Source organism: Thalassospira sp. NFXS8 (assembly GCF_040148805.1).
In the GTDB taxonomy this organism is placed as follows: domain Bacteria; phylum Pseudomonadota; class Alphaproteobacteria; order Rhodospirillales; family Thalassospiraceae; genus Thalassospira.
This window is the reverse complement of the sequence record NZ_JAGEMF010000001.1, coordinates 507,726-529,939: the sequence shown is the minus strand read 5'-3', so window position 1 is coordinate 529,939 and position 22,214 is coordinate 507,726. Positions and strand designations below refer to the sequence as shown.

Sequence of the window (22,214 nt, the reverse complement as noted above, 5' to 3'; positions counted from 1 at the left end):
ATAATGACGGACGTCATGATTTATGTTCAGCACCTGTTGGGAATTGGCCATGTGCGCCGGACGGCATTGCTGGTTCAGGAAATACAAAAAACCGGGTTGAGTGTTGGCGTGGTAAGCGGGGGGATCCCCGATGATGCCATTGATTTTGGTACGGATACCGTTATTCAGTTGCCGCCCTGCCGAAGTGCTGATCACGGGTTTTCCGGGTTGGTGGATGAAAATGGCACAGCTGTTGATGATGCCTGGAAAACCCGGCGCCAGCAGGCTCTGTTTGACGCCTATCGCGATCTGTCACCAGAATTATTGATGGTTGAAATGTTTCCCTTTGGGCGTCGTGCTTTTCGGTTTGAATTGCTGCCTTTGTTGGAAAAGGCCGGGCAGGACGGGGTGAAACGGGTGTGTTCGGTACGCGATTTGCTGGTGCGCAAAACCGATATTGCCAAGGAACGCTGGATGCGTGATGTGGCATTATCGCATTTTGATACCATACTGGTGCATGGTGATCCTGTGGTATTTGGATTTGATCGCAGCTTTCCCTTTGCTGGCGATCTGTCGGGTAAACTTGAATATACTGGCTATGTTGCCCCGCAAATGCCCCAGGGCAGGGCGCCGCGCAATGGTGTTATGGTGTCGGCTGGTGGCGGGGCGGTCGGCGTGGAACTAATCCGCACCGCGATTGCCGCAATGCCGCATTCGCAAAAATATGCCGATGTGCCGTGGGATATTATTACTGGTCCGCATTTTCCAGCAGAAGATTTCGCTGCGATAAACCGGAACTTGCCGCAAAATATGACCTTGCACCGGTTTTTATCTGATTTTCGCCACCGTTTGACCCGCGCCAGCGCATCGGTATCGCAAGCCGGATATAACACATTGATGGATGTGCTGGCTGCCGGTGTGCCATCGGTGATGGTGCCATTTGCCGAAGGCGGTGAAAGTGAGCAAACCGAGCGGGCCGAAATTTTTGCCGCGAAAAACATTATTTCGCTGCTACCTGCGCCGCAATTGACCCCGCTTGCCCTGGCAAAAGCAATTGATAATGCAGATTTTCCCAAGGAATTTGAATTATCGCTGGACGGGGCGCGTATAGGTGCGGCTAAAATCAGGGCAATAATAATGGGAAAAGACCATGGGCACCTGGGATGACCTTCGCGCCGAGCTTGATAGCTGGGCGCAGACCGATAAACGCGCGACGATGTGGTGGCGGGACGATGATGCTGTTTCCGTTACGGACGAGCTTGAGGAGATTTTGTCCTGCGAGCGCAGTTATCATGTGCCTTTGGCGTTGGCGGTCATTCCTGGAAAGGTCGAAAATGGCCTTGTTGATCGGCTGGTTGAAACCCTTGATACCCGGATTTTACAGCATGGCTGGCGTCATGAAAATCACGCGCCGGCAGACCGCAAGAAACAGGAACTCGATGATGTGCGCCCGGCCGAATCCGTTTTAGCCGAGATGCAATCCGGTTTCGATGTCTTGACGGCACGTTTCGCCAGCCGGTTTTTGCCGGTGATGGTGCCACCATGGAACAGAATTTCCCCACAGGTGCTGCAAGGTCTGCCAAATACCGGTTTGCGCGGCGTATCGACATATGGCCCGCGTCGTCAACCTTATGCTGCGGACGGCTTATTGCAGGTTAACACCCATATTGATGTAATTGACTGGCGCGGCACGCGGGGGTTTGTGGGCGAAGATGTGTGCCTGGAGGCCATGATTACGCACCTGAAGGCCAGACGGACAGCAACAGTTGATCCGGATGAAACAACGGGCCTGTTGACCCATCATCTGGTGCATGACAGTGCCACGACGGCTTTCCTTCATGACCTGTTTTCGTTTGAACATCCAGCCCTGTCATGGCAGGCCATTGCAGGGGTTTTTCCATGGCAATAAAGCAAAACACACCAAATCACGTGTCGTCATCATCCGACAACGGGGATTCAGGGGGCGCCGCAAGTGGCAGGCAGGAGAATGATAACGTGCTTGATGCGCCGCCAGTTGTGCCGGCCCAGGCCGATTTGCGTAATACAGATGTGATGGTAATGAAATATCCCCGTCGGGTTGTGATGCCGGATTTGATCCGGGCGGTTCTGGGGATGGTCCTATGCGCGGGAATTGCAGTTACGCCCGATATTATTGAATTGCTGCGCTGGGTGGCCGCCGCCCTGATTTTACTGTTTCTGGTTTATTTGCTACGCACGCTGTTGCGTATGCAAATACGAATGCATGTATCTGAATACGGGGTTCGCCAAAGCGGGGTGTTATCGGGGTCTGCATTTGGCTGGTCGGAACTTTCGGGATTTCGTCTGCGTTATTTCAGTACGCACCGCGACGGTAAAAAAGGCTGGTTTGAAATGACCTTGCGGGCGACCGGAACCAAACTTGTTGCCGAATCAACCTTGCATGGTTTTGACCGGTTGCTGGACTTGGCCCGTGAGGCCGCGACGGAAAACCAGTTGATGATTGATGATGTGACACGAACTAACCTGATGCGCCTGGATGAGGCGGACAATATAGTGCGTGCGCATACAGGACATGGCGGGGCAAGGGGCGAGGGGCAATGATCGATATTCTGCGTGTTCGCGATCTTGAGGTGGAATTTGTTACGCCTCATATGCGAACCAGGGCCGTTGACAAAGTTAGCTTTCGGATCGGCGCGCAGCAAACTGTTGCACTGGTTGGTGAATCCGGTTCGGGGAAAACAACAATATCCCAGGCGATTATGGGGATTTTGCCCAAATCGGCACGGATTGCTGGCGGCAGCATTATTTTTGCGGATCCTAAAACGCCCGGAACCCGTGTTGATATTGCCATGTTATCGGCCAATAGTGCCGAAATGCGCGCCATTCGTGGCGGTAGTATTTCCATGATCTTTCAGGAACCGATGAGTTCGTTATCGCCGATCCATACGGTTGGCGATCAGATTTGCGAGGCCGTGCGTCTGCATCAGAAAGTTGGGGCCAGCGAAGCTCGCAACCTGGCGCGTGAAATGTTGGAACTTGTCGGATTTCCCAATGCCAAATCAGCATTGCGGACTTATCCGTTTGAACTTTCGGGTGGGTTACGCCAGCGTGCGATGATTGCCATGGCGCTGGTATGTCGCCCGGCATTGCTGGTCGCTGACGAGCCGACAACCGCCCTTGATGTGACCATTCAGGCGCAAACATTGCGATTGATAAAGGATTTGCAGCAAAACCTGAAAATGTCAGTGTTGCTGATTACCCACGATTTGGGTGTTGTTGCCAATATGGCCGACCATATGGTGGTGGTTTATAATGGCCGTGTGGTTGAACGGGGTAAAACCGAGGATATTTTTATTAATCCCGGTCATGCCTATACCCGCTCGTTGTTGCAGGCGGTGCCGCACTTTGACATGGCCCCTGGCGAGCGCTTGACGCCCCTTCGCGATATAAAACCACGCACGGATGGCCTGTTAACGCTGGTTGATAAATTTGATCGCAAAATGGCGCGTCTGGAACAGCAGGCGAATGCAGGCCCCAAACATGCAAGGATGGGCCCTGTTGCGGGACATAGCACGCGAGATGGCGTACATGGCGGGGCAGGAGCCGATGCGAACAGCCCGCCAAATTATTCAGCTGACCAGGCCAATACCGGGCCGGATGGCGCGGAACCGGTAAATCGCCGATTATCGGAAGGCATGCGCGGCGAGGCGGTGTTGGCTGTTTCGCATCTTAGCAAGAGTTTTCCGGTGCGTAAAAGCGGCTGGTTTGGCATGGATGAACGGCGCATTGAGGCCGTAAGCGATGTGTCCCTGACTGTGGGCCGCGGTGAATGTGTCGGGCTGGTTGGTGAAAGTGGTTGTGGCAAAACAACCCTTTCGAAACTGATTATGCGGGCAATGGCACCTGATAGCGGCAGTATTCTGTTTCGCGGTGAAAGCGGGCAGATGACCGAACTTGTCGGGCTGGATGAAGACCGCCTGGCCCCTTATCGCAAACGTATTCAGTTTGTGTTTCAGGACCCGTTTTCATCGCTTAACCCGCGCATGACGGTACAGGATCTGATTAGCGAACCAATGTTAATTCATGGTGTTGGCACATCGGCATATCGGCGCAAAATGGTGCTGGAACTGATGGAAGTTGTCGGTCTTGATCCGCGCTTTCTAAACCGTTACCCGCATAGTTTTTCAGGCGGGCAGCGCCAGCGTATCGGTATTGCCCGCGCCTTGTGTCTGCGCCCTGATCTTTTGATCCTTGATGAACCCACATCTGCACTTGATGTATCGGTTCAGGCGCAAATACTTAATCTTTTAAAAGATTTGCAGCGCGACCTTAACCTTACATATCTGTTTATATCGCACAATTTGGCAGTGATAGATTACATGGCAGACCGGATTGCGGTGATGTGTGCCGGGCGTATTGTTGAATCTGCCCCGCGCGCCAGCCTGTTTCGCAACCCGGCGCATCCCTATACCCAGGCATTGTTAAATGCCGTGCCTTATGCCGACCTTGATCATCCGCTCGATTTTTCCAAAATCATTGATGGAAAATGTTCCGACCCGGCGGCCTGGCCAGCCCCCTTTACGGTTGATCGTATGTCGAGCCCGCCAATGGTTCAATTGGCCGAAGATCATTTTGTTCGCATGTCCCGACCCGATTACCAGGAGATAGCTGTTTGATGGTATCGCCCGCAAATTTTCAGACCACCCGCATCAAGGTTGATAGTGCATCGTCTGTAAACCGGCGACGCTGTGCAGGTATGCCAACCTTGCGCGCGGTGGTCGGCGGCGGGGCGGCATTGTTGTTTGGCTGCACCATGTTAAGCCAGGCGGCATGGGCCGAGGTGCCGTATTTTGCTGATCAGATCAAAGCGGGTACCTTGCCGCCGATGGAACAGCGGTTGCCTGAACATCCGTTGAAAATGGATTTTGCCGATGCAGGCAAGGAGATCGGAAAGTATGGTGGTGATCTGGTTACCATCATGGGGCGGTCCAAAGACATTCGGATGGCGGTGGTTTACGGCTATACCCATTTGGTTGGCTATGATCAGAACCTGGAATTAAAGCCCGATATTCTGGAAAGCCTGGATGTGAATGATGAGGGCAGCGTGTTTACGTTGCATCTTCGCAAGGGGCATAAATGGTCGGACGGGGAACCTTTTACGGCTGAGGATTTCCGGTTTTACTGGGAAGATGTTGTTAATAATGATCAGCTGTTCCCGGTTGGTCCGCCCCGGTTTTTGCTGGTTGACGGCGAACCCCCGAAATTTGAAATACTTGATAAATATACCGTGCGTTACAGCTGGTCGCAGCCCAACCCGTTTTTCCTGCCTGAACTGGCTGGAACGCGACCACCGTTTATTTACCGGCCGGCGCATTATCTAAAACAGTTTCATGCGAAATATCAGGATCCGCAAAAACTTGATGCGATGGTCAAGGAACGCAGCCTGCGCAATTGGGCCGTTCTTGAAACCGATATGGACCGACCCTATAAACTTGAAAACATCAATCTGCCCACGTTGCAGCCGTGGATTATTCGGACCCAGGAACCGTCAGACCGGTTTATTTTTGAACGGAACCCGTATTTTCACCGGGTTGACCCCGATGGGAACCAGTTGCCTTATATCGACCGGATGATTTTTAATATCGCCAATGCCAAACTGGTGCCTGCCAAGGTGGGGGCCGGCGAGGTCGATATTCAAAGCCGAATTCTGACGTTAAAGGACTATACGTTCCTTAAACAGGCGGAAAAGGAAAAGTCATATCATGTGCGGTTATGGGATGTTGGCTATGGCAATTATGCCACCTTGTATCCGAATTTAACCGTATCAGACCCGGTGTGGCGTAAATTGTTGCGTGATTTGCGGTTCCGCAAGGCATTGTCACTGGCGATTAACCGAACTGAATTGAACCGGGTGCTGTTTTTCGGGCTTGCTACGCCACGTAACAATACGATTTTGCCTAAAAGCCCGTTATTTAAAAAAGAATATGCCAGCGAAAATATTGGTTTTGACCTTGATAAGGCCAATGCCCTGCTAGATGAAATCGGGCTTGATAAACGCAATGACGATGGCATTCGTCTGATGCCCGATGGCCGGCCACTGGAAATTATCGTTGAAACAACGGGGGAAAACCCCGAACAGGACGATATTCTCGAACTGATTGGCGATAGCTGGAAAAAGGCGGGCGTGAAGCTTTATGTCAAGGCGTTGCAACGTGAAGTAATGCGTACCCGTGCCTATAGCGGTGATACCGTAATGTCGATTTTTACCGGCATTGATAACGGGCTTGCTGTGCCGTCTACCGTGCCGTCGGAATTTGTTCCGGTTAACCAGGACAGTCTGCAATGGCCCAAATGGGGCCAGTATTATGACACCAGCGGTGAAGCGGGTGAACAACCCGACATGCCCGAAGCCCGGGAACTGATGAAGTTATATGAAAAATGGCGTACAGGTGGCCCCCATCAGCAAAAAAAGGCGTGGGAACATATCCTTGATATTAATGCCGAAAATCTGTTTTCTATTGGTCTGGTCGGCAATGTTCCGCAGCCTGTTGTGGTGGCAGACGGTTTGAAAAATGTTCCGGAAAAAGGCATTCACAGCTGGGAACCCGGCGGGTTTTTTGGCATCTATCATCCCGATACCTTTTGGTGGGATCGTTAATTAGAGTAATTTGACGTGCCGGATGGGGATGGTACGTTAAAACCGGTCACACAGGGGGAAGGTGCCGATGCTGACATTCATGGCCAGGCGGTTATTGGTAATGATACCGACACTGATTATGATCAGTGTGCTGGTTTTCATTGTCATACAGCTTCCTCCCGGCGATTTTTTAACGACATATCTTAACGAGCTAAAAGCACAGGGCGAGGCGGTTGACCCGGCCAAAATCGCTTTCCTGCGTGCTCAGTATGGCCTCGATGAGCCGCTTTATATGCAATATATCCATTGGGCCTGGGGGCTTTTGCATGGCAATCTTGGCTTTAGTTTCGAGTATAACTTGCCGGTAACCGAGGTTGTCGGGGATCGTTTGTGGTTATCAATGGTGCTTAATTTCAGCACCATCCTGTTTATCTATCTGATCAGCTTTCCGATCGGCATTTATTCCGCCACGCGGCAATATAGCTGGGGTGACTACGGTATCACCCTGCTGGGGTTTCTCGGCCTGGCCATGCCCAACTTTTTGTTTGCCCTGGTGCTGTTGTATTACGCCAATGTGGTGTTTGGCACTTCTATTGGCGGGTTGATGGACCCGGAATTTATAAATGCAGGGTGGTCCTTGCCCAAGGTGATGTCGGTGATTGAACATTTGTGGGCACCGGTGCTGGTGATTGGGACATCAGGAACGGCAGCAATGATCCGCCGGTTACGCGCCAACCTGCTGGACGAACTGGGCAAGCAATATGTGGTTACCGCAAGGGCCAAGGGCCTGTCACCGATGAAGGTGCTTTTTAAATATCCGCTGCGTATGTCGTTAAACCCGTTCATTTCCGATATTGGCAATATCCTGCCGCAGGTGGTTTCAGGATCGGTTCTGGTGTCAGTGGTGATGTCTTTGCCAACAACGGGGCCAATGTTGCTGTCGGCCTTGCAAAGCCAGGATATGTATCTGGCCGGGTCTTTCCTGATGTTTCTGGCCTTGCTGACGGTGGTGGGCATGTTTGTCTCGGATTTGTTGCTGGCATGGCTTGATCCGCGTATTCGCCTGCAGGGGAGCATATCGGAATGAGCCGCCATACCCCTGATCGTTCTGATGAACATTTCGTTGATACACAGCCTTTCGACCCGTGGGATAAGGAAGAACTTTCGCCGGCACAGGAAAAGTATTTTCTGGCGTCGCAATGGAAGTTGATCTGGTGGCGGTTAAAACAGCATCGCCTGGCGCTGATTTCGCTGATCATTCTGGCCATAATGTATTCGGCGATTTTCATTGTCGAGTTTCTGGCACCCTATGCACAGGAAAGTCGCGACAGCCAAAATATCCATCATCCACCACAGGGCATTCATTTATTTGATGATGGCAGCTTTGTCGGGCCATTTACCTATGGCACCGATTTTTCCATCGATATGGAAACCCTGAAACCGATCTATACGCCCAATCCCGAAAAAATAGACCGGTTACGGTTTTTATGCTCTGGCGATAAATACGAATTTTGGGGGTTGTTTGATGCCAGCCTGCATTTGGTGTGCCCGGCAAAAGACGGAACCCTGTTCTTGCTTGGGACCGACAGGTTGGGACGCGACATGTTTTCGCGCATTATTTATGGAGCGCGCATTTCCCTAACCATTGGCCTTGTCGGTATTGCTGTCAGTTTTGTTCTGGGCGTGCTGATTGGCGGGGCGGCTGGGTATTTTGGTGGCTGGGTTGATAGTTGCGTACAACGTGTTATCGAAGTGATCCGGTCCTTGCCGGAAATTCCCCTTTGGATGGCATTATCTGCGGCCTTGCCGGTCACCTGGAGCCCGGTTCTTATTTATTTCGGCATTACCATTATTTTAGGTCTGATCGACTGGACAGGCCTTGCCCGTGCGGTGCGGTCCAAGTTTTTGGCCCTGCGCGAGGAAGACTATGCCCTTGCTGCCCGGTTAACCGGGGCAACGCCCAAACGCATCATAGCGCGCCACTTGCTGCCCAATTTTGCCAGCCATCTGATTGCGTCGGTCACACTTTCCATTCCCAATATGATTTTGGGGGAAACCGCGCTTAGCTTTTTGGGGTTGGGTTTGCGCCCACCGGTGACAAGCTGGGGGGTGTTGTTAAACGAGGCACAAAATATTAATGCCGTTGCGGTTTATCCGTGGCTGATGTTGCCCGTGGTGCCGGTGATTATTGTGGTGCTGGCATTTAACTTTTTGGGCGATGGCCTGCGTGATGCAGCCGACCCTTATAAAAACTGACATCGATGCTGGTACGATATCGATAGTGTTTTAGTTATTCATAATGCCGCGTGGTTTTAAAAATGGGCCACGCGGCATTATCGTTTTTGCGCGTTCATGGGGCCGCTTTGTTATTTCTTGCGTAACCACAGACTGGTTTCAATGCTGCCGTCTATCAAAGGCAGGTCATTGGCAATGGATGCCGTGACCGTATCTTTCATGAAGTTATTGGCATAGGCCGACGACCACAGGATATCAAAGCCGTTGCCTGCCAATAGTGCCGCAACACCCTGTTGTTCGTTATAACCGCGCCATTGCCAGATGGTGGGGTAATCATTGGGCAGGCAAATGTCGTGGATGTGGATAATGACCCCGGCGGGAAGCATGGGCAGCACATTGGAAAATAACATGTCTACATCGGTGCCTGGCATCAGGATATGGCTGCTATCGATTGATAAAATATCGCCCGGCAGTAAATCAGCGAAAACGGCCATTGGCACCTGCTGAACGATCTTTTTGTGGATCGTGATCGGCAATTGGGCAATATCTGCACGCGGGGCCGGGTCGATGGCCGATATATCGGTATCAAGCCCTTCATCAAGCACGGCGCGATAGAAAAAGCGCGTACTATGGCCGGAACCAACCTCGACAATGCGTTTGGGGCGTGTTTCACGGGTGATGACATAGGCCATCATGCCATCCATACCGGGAAACCACCCCTGTTCCCAGCGCGGGTCGGGCGGGGTTGCCTTATTAAACCCGACAAGGGAATCGCGATATAGTTCAGCCTTTAACAGCCATGCTTTCATATCATCGCGATGCCGGGAAAATTGCTGTTCCAGGGTGGTATAATGCGGGCGACCAACAGCGTTCCTTGTTTGGGCAGCATAACGATAAGGGATGAAATAACCCGCCGGTTCTTTGCCAAACAGGGTTTTGACTCCCAGTTTCCAGCGACGAAATTTTTTGGCAAAGGGAAGGTCGGTCATTTGCTTCCTTTATGGGCCTGTAACGGCAACGAATGCGAAGGGACAGATGTTTATCCGGTTTTAGGCCATGGGCAAAGGGGCAATCGCGCGGGAGGGTGGCGGATTTGCCTAATTGCGACAGGCCCAACTGGCGGGCGGCAGCTTATATGGGAATGGCTTGTCCTTCGGTCCAGCGGCGGCGCAACCAAAGGGCAAACAAAAACGATATCGCCGAAAACACCACCATCAGGAAATAGGCGCTTGATCCGATATGTTCAAATATCGGCCCCGATGCCCAGATCGACCCGCCGAGAAACAGCCCCATCGATAAGGTTGCCATCAGGCTTTGTGCCGACGTTGCAATTTGCGATGGCACGGCACGGGCAATAAAGCCAATGGCGGCAAGATGGGTGATACCAAATGTCAGGGCGTGAAGCGGTTGTACCAGTAAAATCAGCCAGAAATTATCGGTCATACCCAGGACCGACCAACGGACAATGCCGCCCAGTGCGCCAATCGCAAATAAAAGACCGGGATGATAGGCACGCATATATTTACCGGCAACAGCAAACAAAACAATTTCAGCGGCCACACCGGTGGCCCAGAACAGGCCAATGACATCGTGCGAAAACCCGACATCTTCCCAATGGACCGAGGCAAAGCCGTAATAGGTACCGTGGCTGGCCTGCGCAAAGCAAATACAGCCCAGATAAACCAGAAATGTCGGGCATTTCAGCAAAAACATGATCGACGAACCACTGCGTAATGGCCGGTCGGTTTGCGGGTTGGGCATTTGGGTGATGATAACGAAATTAACAATACCCGCCGCGCACAGCATCCAGATAATGGCGCTGTTGCCGGTGGCATCCAGCACCCAGCCCGCCCCATAGGACGCACCGATAAAGGCCAGTGACCCCCATAAGCGTACCCGACCATAATCAAGATCCTGGCGTTTGCATTCATGCACAGTAATCGTGGTGCCAAGCGGCAGCAGCGGTGCAAAGCTGAACCCGATGATGGCGGACAGGCCGAGTAAAAACCAGAAATCATCGGCAAAGCCAAAGGCGATGATGGTCAGGATGTAAATCCCGGCCAGAATGATCATGGGGGTTTTGCGGTTGCCAGAGCGATCAGCCTGTTGGGCAATCAGCGGGTCGGCAAAAATGCGGATCCAGTTTGGCAGCGATAACAAAATGCCAATTTCCCCGCCGCTTAACCCGTGACCCTTAAGCCATACCGGCCAATAGGGCAAAAACACGCCCTGTATTAAAAACAGACCGACAAAAAACAGGCCGAGTATGATGGCAGTTTGTTTGCGGGTAGCATCGGTATTGCGTGTCATGGGGCGAGGAGTCCGCGTTTGATGGCTCTAATAATATAACGGGCAGGGTGCAGGGCTTCTTGAACAAGAGGGGGCAAGTCGTGTTTATGACCGGCGATCTGACAGGCAATCATGTTTGCTGCCAGTGGCGCGCCGATCATGCCGCGTGCACCAAAACCGGTACAGACATACACGTCTTTATGGTACGGCGCACTGCAATATCGCGCATAATAACGGCCTTTATCAAGGTCGGGATAGGCATCCAGATAAGCTGCGTAATCCGGTGCCGGGCCAATCATCGGAAGATGGTCCGGCGTGGTGGTACGCAGCCCGGCTCGCCCGCCAAGGGTGCCCGGGGTTAAGCGTGCGGCAAGGTTGGGCACAGCCAGCGCCAGTTGGGAAATGTTGGCTTTGTGGTCGTTTTCCGTAATGTCGATATTGTTGGCGTGGCGGTCAAATGTTGCACCAAAAACATGCATTCCCGCCCGTTCCGGGGTTAAATACCCCTTGTGGCTCAGGACACAATTTACTTTCAAGTCTTCAAGCAACGTATTGGAAAAAAATGATATTTGCCCACGCAGGGCGACCATGTAGTCGCGCATCCATGTGGTTTGGGCAAAATTTGCTGTTTCCATCGCCCCGGCAATAATCACGGCACCAAAATCGCCAACAGACAATCCCTGCCGGTCATACAGGCGAGCACCGCTGCCTTGAAGGGGCGTAAGGCGGGCAATTTGAATGCCTTGTTTGATGGTTGCCTGCGCGGTTAACACCCGGCACAGCGACGGTGGATTAACCCAGCCTGCATCTTTGTAAAACAATCCACCGGTGGGTACAGTTAAGCCCAGAATATCGCTGGCGGCCGCTTGATCAAGGGGCTGAACCGATGTTGCGCCATCAACCGCTGGCAATTTTGACAAGCGGTCGAGGATCACCTGCTGGCGGGAGGCATCACGCGGGGTGGCGGGCAGGGATAACACCCCGCAAAATGCCGCTTCAACATTTCTGCCCTCGGCTAAAAGTTGTCGCACAAGGTTGCTGCTATGCTGGTATCCGGCTTCGTAAAACTGGCCCGCCAAACTGTTATCGGCTGTCACATATGGTTCAAGCATCCCAATCGGGTTGCCCGAGGCACCCTGTGCCAGATGATCATGCTGTTCAAACAGGGTGGCGCCAATGCCAAGCTGGTTTAACGCATAACAACAGGATGCACCGGCAATGCCGCCACCGATGATGGCCACGTCGTTGTTATGCGATGTGTTGCGAATAAACGGCGTAGCAGGGTCGAACCACGGTTTGTCGGCAGGTTTGCTGCCGCTTTGTGGGTCAACCGGTTTTGTCATGCGCTCAGGGCTTCGTCACTGGCATCACGCACCAACGCAAGAGCCGCCCGCACAACATCGCTTCCGGCATCCTTGCGATGAGCGTTTTCGCTGATGTAACGGCGCCACTGTTTGGCGCCGCGCAGGCCCTGAAACAGGCCCAGAATATGCCGGGTTACATGCCCCAACATGGCATTGGGTTCATCCAGATGCGCATCAATATAAGGTAACATGGCCTCAACCACCTGCTGGCGGGTGCGCGGGGTGGTCGTATCATTATAAAAACGCCGGTCAATATCGGCCAGAATATAAGGGTTCTGATAGGCTTCCCGGCCAATCATGACACCGTCAACATGGGCCAGATGTGCTTGGGTTTCATCCAGCGTTTTGATACCACCATTAATGATGATCTCAAGCTCGGGCAATTCCTGCTTTAACTGATAGACCAGGTCATATTTAAGGGGTGGAACCTCGCGGTTTTCCTTGGGGCTTAACCCATTTAACCAGGCTTTGCGTGCATGCACGATAAAGGTTTTGCAGCCCGCATTGGCAACGGTTTCAACAAAGCGTTTTAACGACGGGTAGTCTTCCTGGTCATCAATACCAATGCGGTTTTTAACCGTGACCGGTGCTGCCGATGCCGATGTCATTGCCCGAATACAATCAGCCACGGTATCGGGCTGTGCCATTAAACACGCGCCAAAGGTCCCGTTTTGCACCCGATCAGACGGGCAGCCGCAATTAAGGTTAATTTCATCATAGTTATAGGAATTGGCAATGTCACAGGCGCGCGCCAGGTCATCGGGGTTGCTGCCGCCAAGCTGAAGCGCAACCGGATGTTCGGCAGTGTTATAACGCAAATGCCTGTGGGCATCGCCATAGATAAGGGCACCGGTTGTGACCATTTCGGTATAAAGCAGGGCATGTCGGCTGATCAGCCGAAGAAAAAAGCGATCATGCCGGTCTGTCCAGTCCATCATCGGGGCAATAGAAATACGCCGGTTGACAGTCATGCCATCCTGTTCCTGAAATGGTTTTAATCCTTGGGGTTGCCGTAGTGTCGGCGCGGTCTTTATATAGTGTCTTGGATTATGGTGCAAATGTCTGCATTCAGGCAGGATGACATGGCAGCTTTGCACGCATCTGGCAGACAGGATTATTTTTATGATTACGGTTTATGGCATTAAAAATTGCGACACGGTGCGCAAATCGTTGAAATGGTTTGCAGGGCAGGGCGTCGAGACGAGGTTTCATGATTTCCGTGTCGATGGGCTGGACCCGTCGCTGGTGGTGATGTGGCTGGGCGAGGTTGGTGGCAAGGTGCTGGTTAACAAACGCGGGCCGAGTTATCGCAACCTTTCAGATGCGGATAAAGCCTTACTTGAAAAGGATGATTTGGCCGCAGCAAAGGTGCTGGCGGACAATCCGACCGTGATCAAGCGCCCGGTGGTGGATTTTGGCGCGGTGCGCACGGTGGGTTATGATGAAACCCGCTGGAATGATTTGGTGTCGGCATAATGGATCAGGTTGTTGTGAAGCCCAAAGTTGGTGCTGTGCTGTTTGACTGTGACGGGGTGCTGGTTGATACCGAAAATTTGGGCAATGTCGTTCTGGTCAAGCTGTTGAACGAATATGGCTGCCCGGTGACCGAGGATATGACGCATCAGCTTTTTATGGGCGGCACGCTGTCCATGATTGGCCCGAAAATGCACGAAATGTATGGCGTGACTCTGCCAGATAACTGGACCGATGAATGTTACGCGCGCACGTTCGAATCCTTGCGCAATGACATGGAACCGTTTGAACGCGTAGATGACATCCTTGATATGCTGGATACGGCAAATGTTCCCTTTGCGATCGGCAGTAATGGCCCGCACGACAAAATGGATGTGTCGCTGGGTAAGGTTGGGTTGTTACGTCGTTTTACCGGGCGCATCTGTTCGGCCCGGGATGTGCCAAATGCCAAACCGGCCCCCGACGTTTATCATTTGGCTGCCAGCCGTGTGGGGGTGGATATTCACGATTGCGTCGTCATTGACGATAGCATTAGCGGCGTTCGCGCCGGTGTTGCCAGCGGGGCTATCACGATCGGGTTGATAGGTGAAACACCGGGCAACTTGTTGCTTGAAAATGGCGCGCATTATATCGCCAATGATCATCACGATTTATATGATTTGCTGCAAAGCTGGCTGTAATGAGCACTCTTTAGGGCGAATTTTGTCGTGAAAAACGGGCCATAGGGGCCCGTTTTTCATTCGTGTTGTGCATGTTAGCTTTTATTGGCCAAGCACAATGCCTTCGCGGCGTGGGTCTGCTCCGCCCGTAAGGCCATCCGGGCCGATTTTGATGATATGCAGGCCGGAATTAAGGTCGGTTATTTTGGTGTCGAACCCGGCGGCTTTTAATTTGGGTGCCAGTGCTTCGGCCCATGTGCCAGCCTCGACATCAAATGTGCCAAACCGGTTGACCAAATGGGGCATCGCAGCAGCCTGTTGCGGGTCCATGTCCCAGTCGATCATGGCGATAATCGATTGCGCCACATAGCCGATAATGCGGCTGCCGCCCGGTGATCCGGTGGCAATAACCGGCTGGTTGCCCTGCATGACAATGGTGGGGGCCATTGACGAACGCGGGCGTTTGCCCGGTTCCACCCGGTTGGCAACCGGCATGCCCCTGGCATCGGTTGGTTTAAACGAAAAATCGGTCATTTCGTTATTGAGCAAGAACCCGTTTGTCATCAGGCGGGAGCCAAAGCCATTTTCGATGGTTGTGGTCATCGACACCACATTGCCCCAGGAATCGACAATTGAAAAATGGCTTGTGCAGGGAAATTCAATGGCGTTGTCGTCGCCCCAGTTGGCAGCGTGAATTTGCGGCGGGTTGCCCGGCTGAACTTTATCGGCAGGAAGGGCCAGGCCGCCAGAAAGCAGGCGGGAACGCTGGGCCAGATAACCCGGATCAACAAGGCCCTTAAGGTTCATAGGTACAAAATCGCTATCGGCCATATAACGACCACGATCAGCAAAGGCGAGGCGCGAGGCATCACCAATAAGCCGCCAGCTTTTGGCGGAATCGGGGCCAAATTTGGCAATGTCATAAGGTTCGATCATACCGAGTATTTGCCCGACCGTCAGCGCACCGGACGATGGCGGGCCCATGCCGCAAACATCATAGCCTCGATATAACGCGCAAACGGGATCGCGTTCCTTGACATCATAAGCCGATAGATCACTTTGCGACAGCAAGCCGGGATTCCAGCTCGCACCTTGCACTTTTTTAACAATGGCATCGGCAATTGGGCCATTATAAAACGCATCCGCACCACCCTGCGCCAGCGTGCGCAAGGTATTGGCATAGGCGGGGTTTTTAAGCAACTTTCCGGCAGGAAGCGGCGTTCCTTCGGCATCAAGGAAATAAGCCGCAGCTTCGGGGTCTTTTTTAAGTTTTCCGCCGTCTTCCACGATCAGTTCAGCCAGTCGCGGGCTGATCAGAAAACCCTTGTCAGCCCGGTCAATCGCCATTTCAAACAGGTTCGACCATGCCATTTGCCCCCATTTTTGATGGGCCTTTTCCATAAGCATAGGGGTGCCTGGTGTGCCAACAGACCGTCCGCCAACGACAGCGTCATAAAATTTCATCGGTTCGCCATTGCTGCCCATAAACAGGTTTTCATCGGCGGCCATTGGCGCGGTTTCGCGGGCATCCATGGTGGTGAGTTTTTGTTTCGCGGCATCGTAATACACCATGAATGATCCACCGCCCAGGCCCGATGACTGGGGTTCAACCAGCCCCAGCATTGCTTGCACTGCGACCATGGCATCAATGGCGTTACCGCCCCGGCGCAGAACATCGGCACCGGCCTGCACGGCCAGCGGGTTGGCGGCACTTATCATCCAGTTTTGCGATTTAACTGCCTGGCGCATTTCATTTGGTGCCGCCCCGCTTTCAGGGGCGATGGCATCGGTTGCCTGCTGTGCCTGGGCCAAGCTGGGGGATGTAAATGTTACAAACAGGGCGGCCGCCGCCAGCAGCGGCGCGATTACGGGTGCCTGTCGCGTCGGCCCGCAATAGCGATGGGCCGTGTAGGGGGATTTATGAACAGTTGGCATGGATGCAGACGAAGCTGCCGGGGCTGGGTTTCCTGTCATGGCTTCCTGTCTTTACGATGGGGTGGCGAATATTACAGGCGAGTGATGGTTTCAGAAAAGTCTGTTCTTGGGAAGTAAACAATCGCGCAAAAAGCGTATTAATGCATCCGTTAAACAGCCAAAACGGGACAAAAGCCTTGTGCTTTTCGCCCCGTTTTGTGTGTTTAACAAATTCTGGAATCCGGTTGGGAACAGTTGAAAACGGGATATCAGGCCGCGCTCTGTTTTCCCGGGTTTTCGGCTTTGTCAGCCAGATTTTCTTTCATCCAGCCCAAAACAGCGTCGGCCACTTTTTGCCAATGGGTATCAAGCATCATGGCGTGGGCGATATGATCAATCAGGATACATTCAGCGCCATAACGTTCTGCTGTGCGATGGACAATTTCACTGGGAACGATTTCGTCATTACGTGCGCCAATCACCAGCATGGGGGGAATGGTGGCTGGCGACAAAAACACCGGATTGGCCCCCGCCATGTCCATCAGGGCACGGTGACTTTCGGTTTCAAGGCGACCAAAATAAATCATGCCTTCGTCTGACGCCATATCTGCGGACAGCATGGCGCGGCCCAGCCTGTCGCGCAGCAGGGTGTGCGGGCCGATGGCCTGTAGCCAGAACATTTGTAAAAACAGGTCAGGCTGGGAGAAAGCCATCATGGCGTTGCTGGCTAATAATCCTTCCGGTGGGACGGATGCCATAAGGATGGCAGCGCGTGCCGGGTGATGTTCGAGATATTTCTGGACCACATATCCGCCCATCGAATGCCCGATCAGGATGGGTTGCTGCCCTAGTGTATCGACGACGGTTTCCAAATCTTCCACATAATCATCAATCGATGCCAGGCTGCGGATATCGCGCCCGCCAGAGCCGCCGTGTCCGCGCAAGGAGAACGAAATGGTTTCAAACCCCATATCGGCAAAATAGGTTAGAAAATGTTCATTCCAGCACCAGGCACCTGTAAAGGCCCCGTGGACAAGCACAATCGGATGAGAACACAGGCGCGGGCCGGTTGGGCTGCGGCGAAAAATTTCCAGTTCTGGTCTCATTGGGGCCTCCTTACACTGTTGTTTCAGGTAAATTCAGGCGGGGTCGCAAACCAGACATGCCAGTTTTAAAAATGCCAAGGCGATGCCAAATTTTTGCTGTGTTGCACTGTCGCGACCAAGGGAACAGGCCTTAACGGCAAGTGATCGGCAGTGGGTTCGTTACTTGCACAGTTTAGCATATATTCAGCCATGCTGCATCCCTGCATCGTAGACAGATATTATTGCGGGCAGGGAGTGGTTTGCATATGATCTTTCTCAAAATCTATAAACATAATGGTAATTCGCAGTGACGCGGGTGACGTCACTGGCAATCGAATTGCAGGTCACATAAGGCCGGGGGACGATGGTTAAGCTGGGTGTAGTTGGCATATTGTCCGATCTGGATGATACGGCTTTAGCAGATGTTGAAAAACATGTTCGTCGGCATGTGTTTCAGCCTGGGGTGGAAATTATCGAGTCCGAAGGTGACAGCAGTGATGTCTTCCTGATTTTGTCTGGCGGGGTTCGGGTGGTTAATTATTCCCTTTCCGGTCGCGAGGTGACACTTGAGGAAATTGGCGTTGGCGGCTGTGTGGGGCATTTGGCCGCAATTGACGGAGAACCACGTTCTGCCTGTGTGCTGGCAGTGGGTGTGACCGAAGTTGCCATGCTAAGTCCATCGGGTTTTGAAACCGTGATCAAGAACCACCCGACAGTCGCCTGGCGGGTTATTCGCGAACTCGCGCGGATTGTGCGGGCGTCTACGCGGCGGATTGTTGATGTTAGTACGCTGGGAGCAAATGAACGCGTGATTGCCGAGATTTTCCGCTTGGCGCAGGCCGTCGCCGATGACGACGGGCAGGCCTTGATTGCGCCTGTGCCAGTGCATTCTGATTTGGCGGGAAAGGTTAGCACGTCGCGTGAAACGGTGGCACGGGTGTTTGGCAGTCTTGCCCGTCAGGGCGTGGTTCTTAAAAAGGGTGAAAGTCTGGTGATCCCCGATATACGGCGGTTAGAAGCATTATTGGGAAATGCAGCCGGTTCGTAAAGACACGCGGCAGATGGATCAAGGTTGCATATGCTTTGAAGTTTGTTGTTTTTCGACGGGTGCGCCCGAAACCGCATATTTTGGTTCGCAGTAAAAAACTGTGTTGCTTGTGACGGTTATCACAGCCTGGAGTGAGCCTGTATTTTAAGGTGCTGATGTCCGGTCAATAGATCGTGGCACATCTCCCCCAAGAGAAAATATACTGGCCGCGCCTTATGGTGCGGCCATTTTTTTTGTTTGGGCCTGTGTGTTGGGAGACTGGTTTACCGGTGTTTCGGCACTGAAGCGCGATGTGGTGCACATAACAGGGGAAGAACCAGCAAATGGTTCATCTTTGCGGCAAACGGATTTAGGATGCGGGGCAAAGTTACAGAAGGACAATCTTGAAATGCGGATGTCGATCGGACTGGCCGGGATTAGCGGGATGAGTGCTGTGGCGCTGGGCGCTTTTGCGACGCATGGTATGGCCGGGCAGGAAATGGCCTATGCCCGGGAACTGGTGGAAAAAGGTGCCCATTACCAGTTGGTACATGCGGTAGTTATTGTGGCTGTTGCCGCTCTTGCTGTCTTTCGGCCCAATATGCGGTTGCTGGCTTTTGCCAATATGGCCTTTATTTTAGGCACAATTCTGTTTTGCGGGTCGTTATATGCTATCGCCTTTAGCGGGCTAAAAGCCTTTGGCATGGTTGCACCGCTGGGCGGTATCAGTTTCATGGCCGGGTGGTTGATGGTTGCCATTGCCGGATTTAAGGCATTTCCTGCGCATATGGATGCAGATTAAACCCGGCTTGGGACGTGTGTTGTGACGAGTAAAATTTAGAGTGGCTTATCAGCAGGGGCGGCGTTCGCACTATCAGCGCGCCCCTGTTTTTGGTTCTATCGGTTTTTGATGGCATAAAAAAAGACGCGATTCATAAATGAATCACGTCTTTTTAAATCTCGGTAATCCAGTTGCCCCGTTAGGGACAGGCTGATTACTTCATTTTCGCTTCTTTGAACTCGACATGCTTGCGCACGACCGGGTCATATTTGCGAAATGAGAATTTCTCGGTGGTATTCCGCGGGTTCTTCTTCACAACGTAGAAGTAACCGGTATCTGCGGTGCTTACCAACTTAACGAGAATCGAAGCGGGCTTCGCCATGTCTCTGCATCCTGTATTCAGGTGTGTCCTAGGCGGCGGAACATATAGATTGTGGCCCGTCTGTCAACCTGTATTGGTTCATTTTTCTGCTTTTTTATTGGTTTGTGTGCGTATCGGCGACCTCAAGGGTGCTTTGCTGGCGAAAATAGCTGTAAGCAGCAGGATTTTTGATGATTTCAAGGGCAACGTCGATGTCGAATTTGTCAGTCCCATAGCTGGGCGGGCAGGTGTTTCGTAATTCCCGACGCGTCGATTCATTTCGAAAATCAACCTGACGCCACGCCTGCATTGTGTCGGCAAGGTGCTGTTTTAAGGTAACGGCTTTGGCGACCAGCTGCTGCGGCGACAGATCGTTGATTTGTGATGTGCATATGGCGGGGTGTAAACCCAGCCGGTCAAATGTGTAACCGGAGGGGGCCACCAGACGCGACCATGTAAACGTGATCGTGCCATTATTGACCAGGTCGTTAATGGCCTGCACCGACCCCTTGCCAAAGCTGGTACTTCCGACCAGAACGGCGCGCCCGCGATCCTGCAGGGATGCCGCAACAAGTTCGGCCGATGACGCTGTACGCCCGTTTATAAGCACGACCAGTGGCAGTCCGTCGGTAAAGTCGCGATCATCGGATGTAAAGACATGCCGGGCGGCAGGAACACGGGTCAGTGTTGTCCCGATTGGCCCGCTTGTCAGAAATGCATCAGCGACAGATACCCCCTGATTAAGTAACCCGCCCCGATTGCCGCGTAAATCCATGACAACGCCTTGCAACGGGGAAACCGACCAGATTTTGGCATCGTGAATGGCCTGGGCAATTTCGGCGGCGGTATCATTGTTAAAGCTGCTAACTTCAACAATCAGCACGCTGTTTCGGATTTCAGGGAATACGGTGCGGGCGATGATGCGTTTGCGTGGAACATCAAGCCTTCTGACCTGGCTTGACCCGGTCGGGTTGATTTCCAGCCTTGCCACTGTGTCGGGTGCACCTTTCAGACGGTCAATAATATCAAGACGGGTGCGGTTATAAAGGTCGGTACCATCAACACTGATGATTTGGTCGCCAGGATGAATGCCGTATTTGACGGCCGGGGCATTTTCCGTGATTTTTTTGACAACCGGATAACCGGTGCCGGCGATAATATCGACGCCGATGCCAATATAACCCTCACGGCGGTCACGCGAAATTTCGGCACGGTTAGGGTTTTCATAGCGGCTGTACGGGTCAAGCCCGTCAATCGCGCCCGATATTAAATGTGCTTGTAAATCGGCGGCACTGCTTTGTCGAAGGGCAGGTGAATACATACGATAGGCCCGTACACTGTCCATCACCAGCTCGGCCCAAATGTCGTCATGAATATGCCCGGCGGAAGGGTCGGCTTCATTGTCATCATCTGGCAAGGGGATCTTCAGGATAACATCGCTACCATAACGCGCCATGATTGTATCAGGTGTCAGTGAGACGGCGATATTGTGATCCAGCGCTTGCAAACCTTCGATGGCTTTGATCGTCAGTTGTTCGGGCAATAGCGGATCAATATAACGATTTTCAAGCAACCCGATTGCCTGTGATACCACGGCAAGGGTTTGGGTGTCGGTTTCATCGGTCAGTGTAACTGGTTGACGTGGCGTACATGACGTCGCAACAAGCAGGGCAAGGCCCATGGGGGCGATGACGGATTTAGCGAATCCGGTGCGGTAAAACGCAAACCGGTGGCGGAGCCCTTCATTCATTGTTGGTAACTGTCCTGTATGCCGTGCAGTGCAATTTAATTGGCGCCAAAGCGCATGGTTAACCGATAAGCTTTGTAATCATATGGCAAAATGGCACCGCACCGCACGGATATTTCGGGATTTTTGTATCGTTTTCCGGTTATTCCGGCGGATATTTTGATTAACCCCGAATGTTCATGGCCCATTGCACGCCCAGAACACCGCCTTTGATGAATGGCAGCAACCCCAGCGCCAGAATAAGGGTTACCGGAATCCAGATGCCCAGTTGAAGGGCCATGGACGGTGTACCTGATTGTTCAACAGCCAGTGCGCCGGGCACAACCAGATGACCCACAATTAGAATCGTGAAATAGGGCGGGGCATCATCGCAACGGTATTCGCCCAGCTTGTGGTCACAACAGGCGCAGGTTTCACGAACGGTCAAATAACCGCTAAAAGCCAGACCATGACCGCAATTCGGGCATTTGCGGCGAAATCCACGCCGTAACCCGGTAAAAAACCGGGCGGCCCCGGGTTCTATTGGCGGGGCGTAATCGTTGTTTTGCTCGCTGCCGGTTGCCATGGTGTGGCGATCCTATCCTGAAGGGGGGCATTTTTGCGAGAATGATAAATTTTTTAAAAATTCGTCCCGCAAACTTAATGCACCCGGATGTTTGCGCGTATATGTATGCTTCTATAATA

20 protein-coding genes are annotated in these 22,214 nt (G+C 52.6%); 11 read left to right on the top strand and 9 right to left on the bottom strand.

The genetic code is table 11. The features are described 5' to 3' along the window. Nucleotides 1–3: 3 nt before the first annotated feature. The 7 genes from J4E05_RS02420 to J4E05_RS02390 all read left to right on the top strand — a co-directional run bounded on the left by J4E05_RS02420 (nucleotide 4) and on the right by J4E05_RS02390 (nucleotide 8,851). Nucleotides 4–1,146, top strand: a complete 1,143-nt coding sequence (locus J4E05_RS02420) for a glycosyltransferase family protein (RefSeq protein WP_349592126.1) — start codon at nucleotides 4–6, stop codon at nucleotides 1,144–1,146. Next, nucleotides 1,130–1,888 carry a polysaccharide deacetylase family protein gene (locus tag J4E05_RS02415; RefSeq protein WP_349592124.1) on the top strand — a complete coding sequence of 253 codons (759 nt, stop codon included), beginning with the start codon at nucleotides 1,130–1,132 and terminating at the stop codon, nucleotides 1,886–1,888. Before J4E05_RS02420 ends, J4E05_RS02415 begins: the two co-directional genes overlap by 17 nt. Beyond that, nucleotides 1,879–2,559: a hypothetical protein gene (locus J4E05_RS02410; protein WP_349592122.1), complete on the top strand. Its 681-nt coding sequence runs from the start codon at nucleotides 1,879–1,881 to the stop codon at nucleotides 2,557–2,559. The genes J4E05_RS02415 and J4E05_RS02410 overlap by 10 nt, the downstream gene beginning before the upstream one ends. Next, entirely contained in the window at nucleotides 2,556–4,634 is a 2,079-nt protein-coding gene (locus J4E05_RS02405; RefSeq protein ID WP_349592120.1) for an ABC transporter ATP-binding protein, read from the top strand. Before J4E05_RS02410 ends, J4E05_RS02405 begins: the two co-directional genes overlap by 4 nt. Next, a complete protein-coding gene (locus J4E05_RS02400) occupies nucleotides 4,634–6,616 on the top strand; it encodes an ABC transporter substrate-binding protein (RefSeq protein ID WP_349592119.1) in 1,983 nt (660 codons plus the stop codon). Before J4E05_RS02405 ends, J4E05_RS02400 begins: the two co-directional genes overlap by 1 nt. A gap of 67 nt (nucleotides 6,617–6,683) precedes the next feature. After that, nucleotides 6,684–7,682 carry an ABC transporter permease gene (locus J4E05_RS02395; protein WP_085591420.1) on the top strand — a complete coding sequence of 333 codons (999 nt, stop codon included), beginning with the start codon at nucleotides 6,684–6,686 and terminating at the stop codon, nucleotides 7,680–7,682. Then, nucleotides 7,679–8,851, top strand: a complete 1,173-nt coding sequence (locus J4E05_RS02390) for an ABC transporter permease (protein WP_085591418.1) — start codon at nucleotides 7,679–7,681, stop codon at nucleotides 8,849–8,851. The genes J4E05_RS02395 and J4E05_RS02390 overlap by 4 nt, the downstream gene beginning before the upstream one ends. A 110-nt stretch (nucleotides 8,852–8,961) precedes the next feature. Here J4E05_RS02390 and J4E05_RS02385 read toward each other — a convergent pair whose 3' ends face one another. The 4 genes from J4E05_RS02385 to dusA all read right to left on the bottom strand — a co-directional run bounded on the left by J4E05_RS02385 (nucleotide 8,962) and on the right by dusA (nucleotide 13,454). Further along, nucleotides 8,962–9,819 (bottom strand): class I SAM-dependent methyltransferase, encoded by an 858-nt coding sequence (locus J4E05_RS02385; RefSeq protein WP_349592116.1) that lies wholly within the window; start codon nucleotides 9,817–9,819, stop codon nucleotides 8,962–8,964. A 142-nt stretch (nucleotides 9,820–9,961) separates the two neighbouring features. After that, the gene (locus J4E05_RS02380; RefSeq protein WP_349592114.1) at nucleotides 9,962–11,140 is read right to left on the bottom strand and encodes an MFS transporter; all 1,179 of its coding nucleotides are present in this window, start codon (nucleotides 11,138–11,140) and stop codon (nucleotides 9,962–9,964) included. Next, nucleotides 11,137–12,462 carry an FAD-dependent 5-carboxymethylaminomethyl-2-thiouridine(34) oxidoreductase MnmC1 gene (gene mnmC1 / locus J4E05_RS02375; protein WP_349592112.1) on the bottom strand — a complete coding sequence of 442 codons (1,326 nt, stop codon included), beginning with the start codon at nucleotides 12,460–12,462 and terminating at the stop codon, nucleotides 11,137–11,139. Before mnmC1 ends, J4E05_RS02380 begins: the two co-directional genes overlap by 4 nt. Then, a complete protein-coding gene (dusA, locus tag J4E05_RS02370; RefSeq protein WP_349592110.1) occupies nucleotides 12,459–13,454 on the bottom strand; it encodes a tRNA dihydrouridine(20/20a) synthase DusA in 996 nt (331 codons plus the stop codon). The genes mnmC1 and dusA overlap by 4 nt, the downstream gene beginning before the upstream one ends. Before the next feature lie 151 nt (nucleotides 13,455–13,605). On the opposite strand from dusA, the gene J4E05_RS02365 reads away from it, so the two are divergent. Further along, on the top strand, nucleotides 13,606–13,959 hold the full coding sequence (locus J4E05_RS02365) for an ArsC/Spx/MgsR family protein (protein ID WP_349592108.1): 354 nt from the start codon (nucleotides 13,606–13,608) through the stop codon (nucleotides 13,957–13,959). Further along, nucleotides 13,959–14,636 carry an HAD family hydrolase gene (locus tag J4E05_RS02360; RefSeq protein ID WP_349592106.1) on the top strand — a complete coding sequence of 226 codons (678 nt, stop codon included), beginning with the start codon at nucleotides 13,959–13,961 and terminating at the stop codon, nucleotides 14,634–14,636. Before J4E05_RS02365 ends, J4E05_RS02360 begins: the two co-directional genes overlap by 1 nt. 81 nt (nucleotides 14,637–14,717) lie before the next feature. On the opposite strand, the gene ggt is transcribed toward J4E05_RS02360, so the two are convergent. Both ggt and J4E05_RS02350 read right to left on the bottom strand, forming a co-directional pair. Then, nucleotides 14,718–16,589, bottom strand: a complete 1,872-nt coding sequence (gene ggt / locus J4E05_RS02355; protein ID WP_349592104.1) for a gamma-glutamyltransferase — start codon at nucleotides 16,587–16,589, stop codon at nucleotides 14,718–14,720. Nucleotides 16,590–16,798: 209 nt separating this feature from the next. Next, nucleotides 16,799–17,635 (bottom strand): alpha/beta hydrolase, encoded by an 837-nt coding sequence (locus J4E05_RS02350; protein WP_085591404.1) that lies wholly within the window; start codon nucleotides 17,633–17,635, stop codon nucleotides 16,799–16,801. A 343-nt stretch (nucleotides 17,636–17,978) separates the two neighbouring features. Between J4E05_RS02350 and J4E05_RS02345 the strand changes: the two genes are divergently transcribed. Together J4E05_RS02345 and J4E05_RS02340 are read left to right on the top strand one after the other, a co-directional pair. Next, the gene (locus J4E05_RS02345; protein ID WP_349592102.1) at nucleotides 17,979–18,662 is read left to right on the top strand and encodes a Crp/Fnr family transcriptional regulator; all 684 of its coding nucleotides are present in this window, start codon (nucleotides 17,979–17,981) and stop codon (nucleotides 18,660–18,662) included. Nucleotides 18,663–19,050: 388 nt separating this feature from the next. Next, nucleotides 19,051–19,443, top strand: coding sequence for a DUF423 domain-containing protein (locus tag J4E05_RS02340; RefSeq protein ID WP_349592100.1), 393 nt, complete (start codon nucleotides 19,051–19,053; stop codon nucleotides 19,441–19,443). 193 nt (nucleotides 19,444–19,636) lie between these two features. Here the strand turns inward: J4E05_RS02340 and rpmG are convergent, their stop codons facing one another. From rpmG to J4E05_RS02325, 3 genes are all read right to left on the bottom strand, one after another. Next, nucleotides 19,637–19,804 carry a 50S ribosomal protein L33 gene (gene rpmG, locus J4E05_RS02335; protein ID WP_007089918.1) on the bottom strand — a complete coding sequence of 56 codons (168 nt, stop codon included), beginning with the start codon at nucleotides 19,802–19,804 and terminating at the stop codon, nucleotides 19,637–19,639. Between the two features lie 94 nt (nucleotides 19,805–19,898). After that, nucleotides 19,899–21,533, bottom strand: coding sequence for a S41 family peptidase (locus J4E05_RS02330; protein ID WP_349592097.1), 1,635 nt, complete (start codon nucleotides 21,531–21,533; stop codon nucleotides 19,899–19,901). 160 nt (nucleotides 21,534–21,693) lie between these two features. Beyond that, nucleotides 21,694–22,095 carry a DUF983 domain-containing protein gene (locus tag J4E05_RS02325; protein WP_085591396.1) on the bottom strand — a complete coding sequence of 134 codons (402 nt, stop codon included), beginning with the start codon at nucleotides 22,093–22,095 and terminating at the stop codon, nucleotides 21,694–21,696. Between the last annotated feature and the right edge of the window lie 119 nt (nucleotides 22,096–22,214).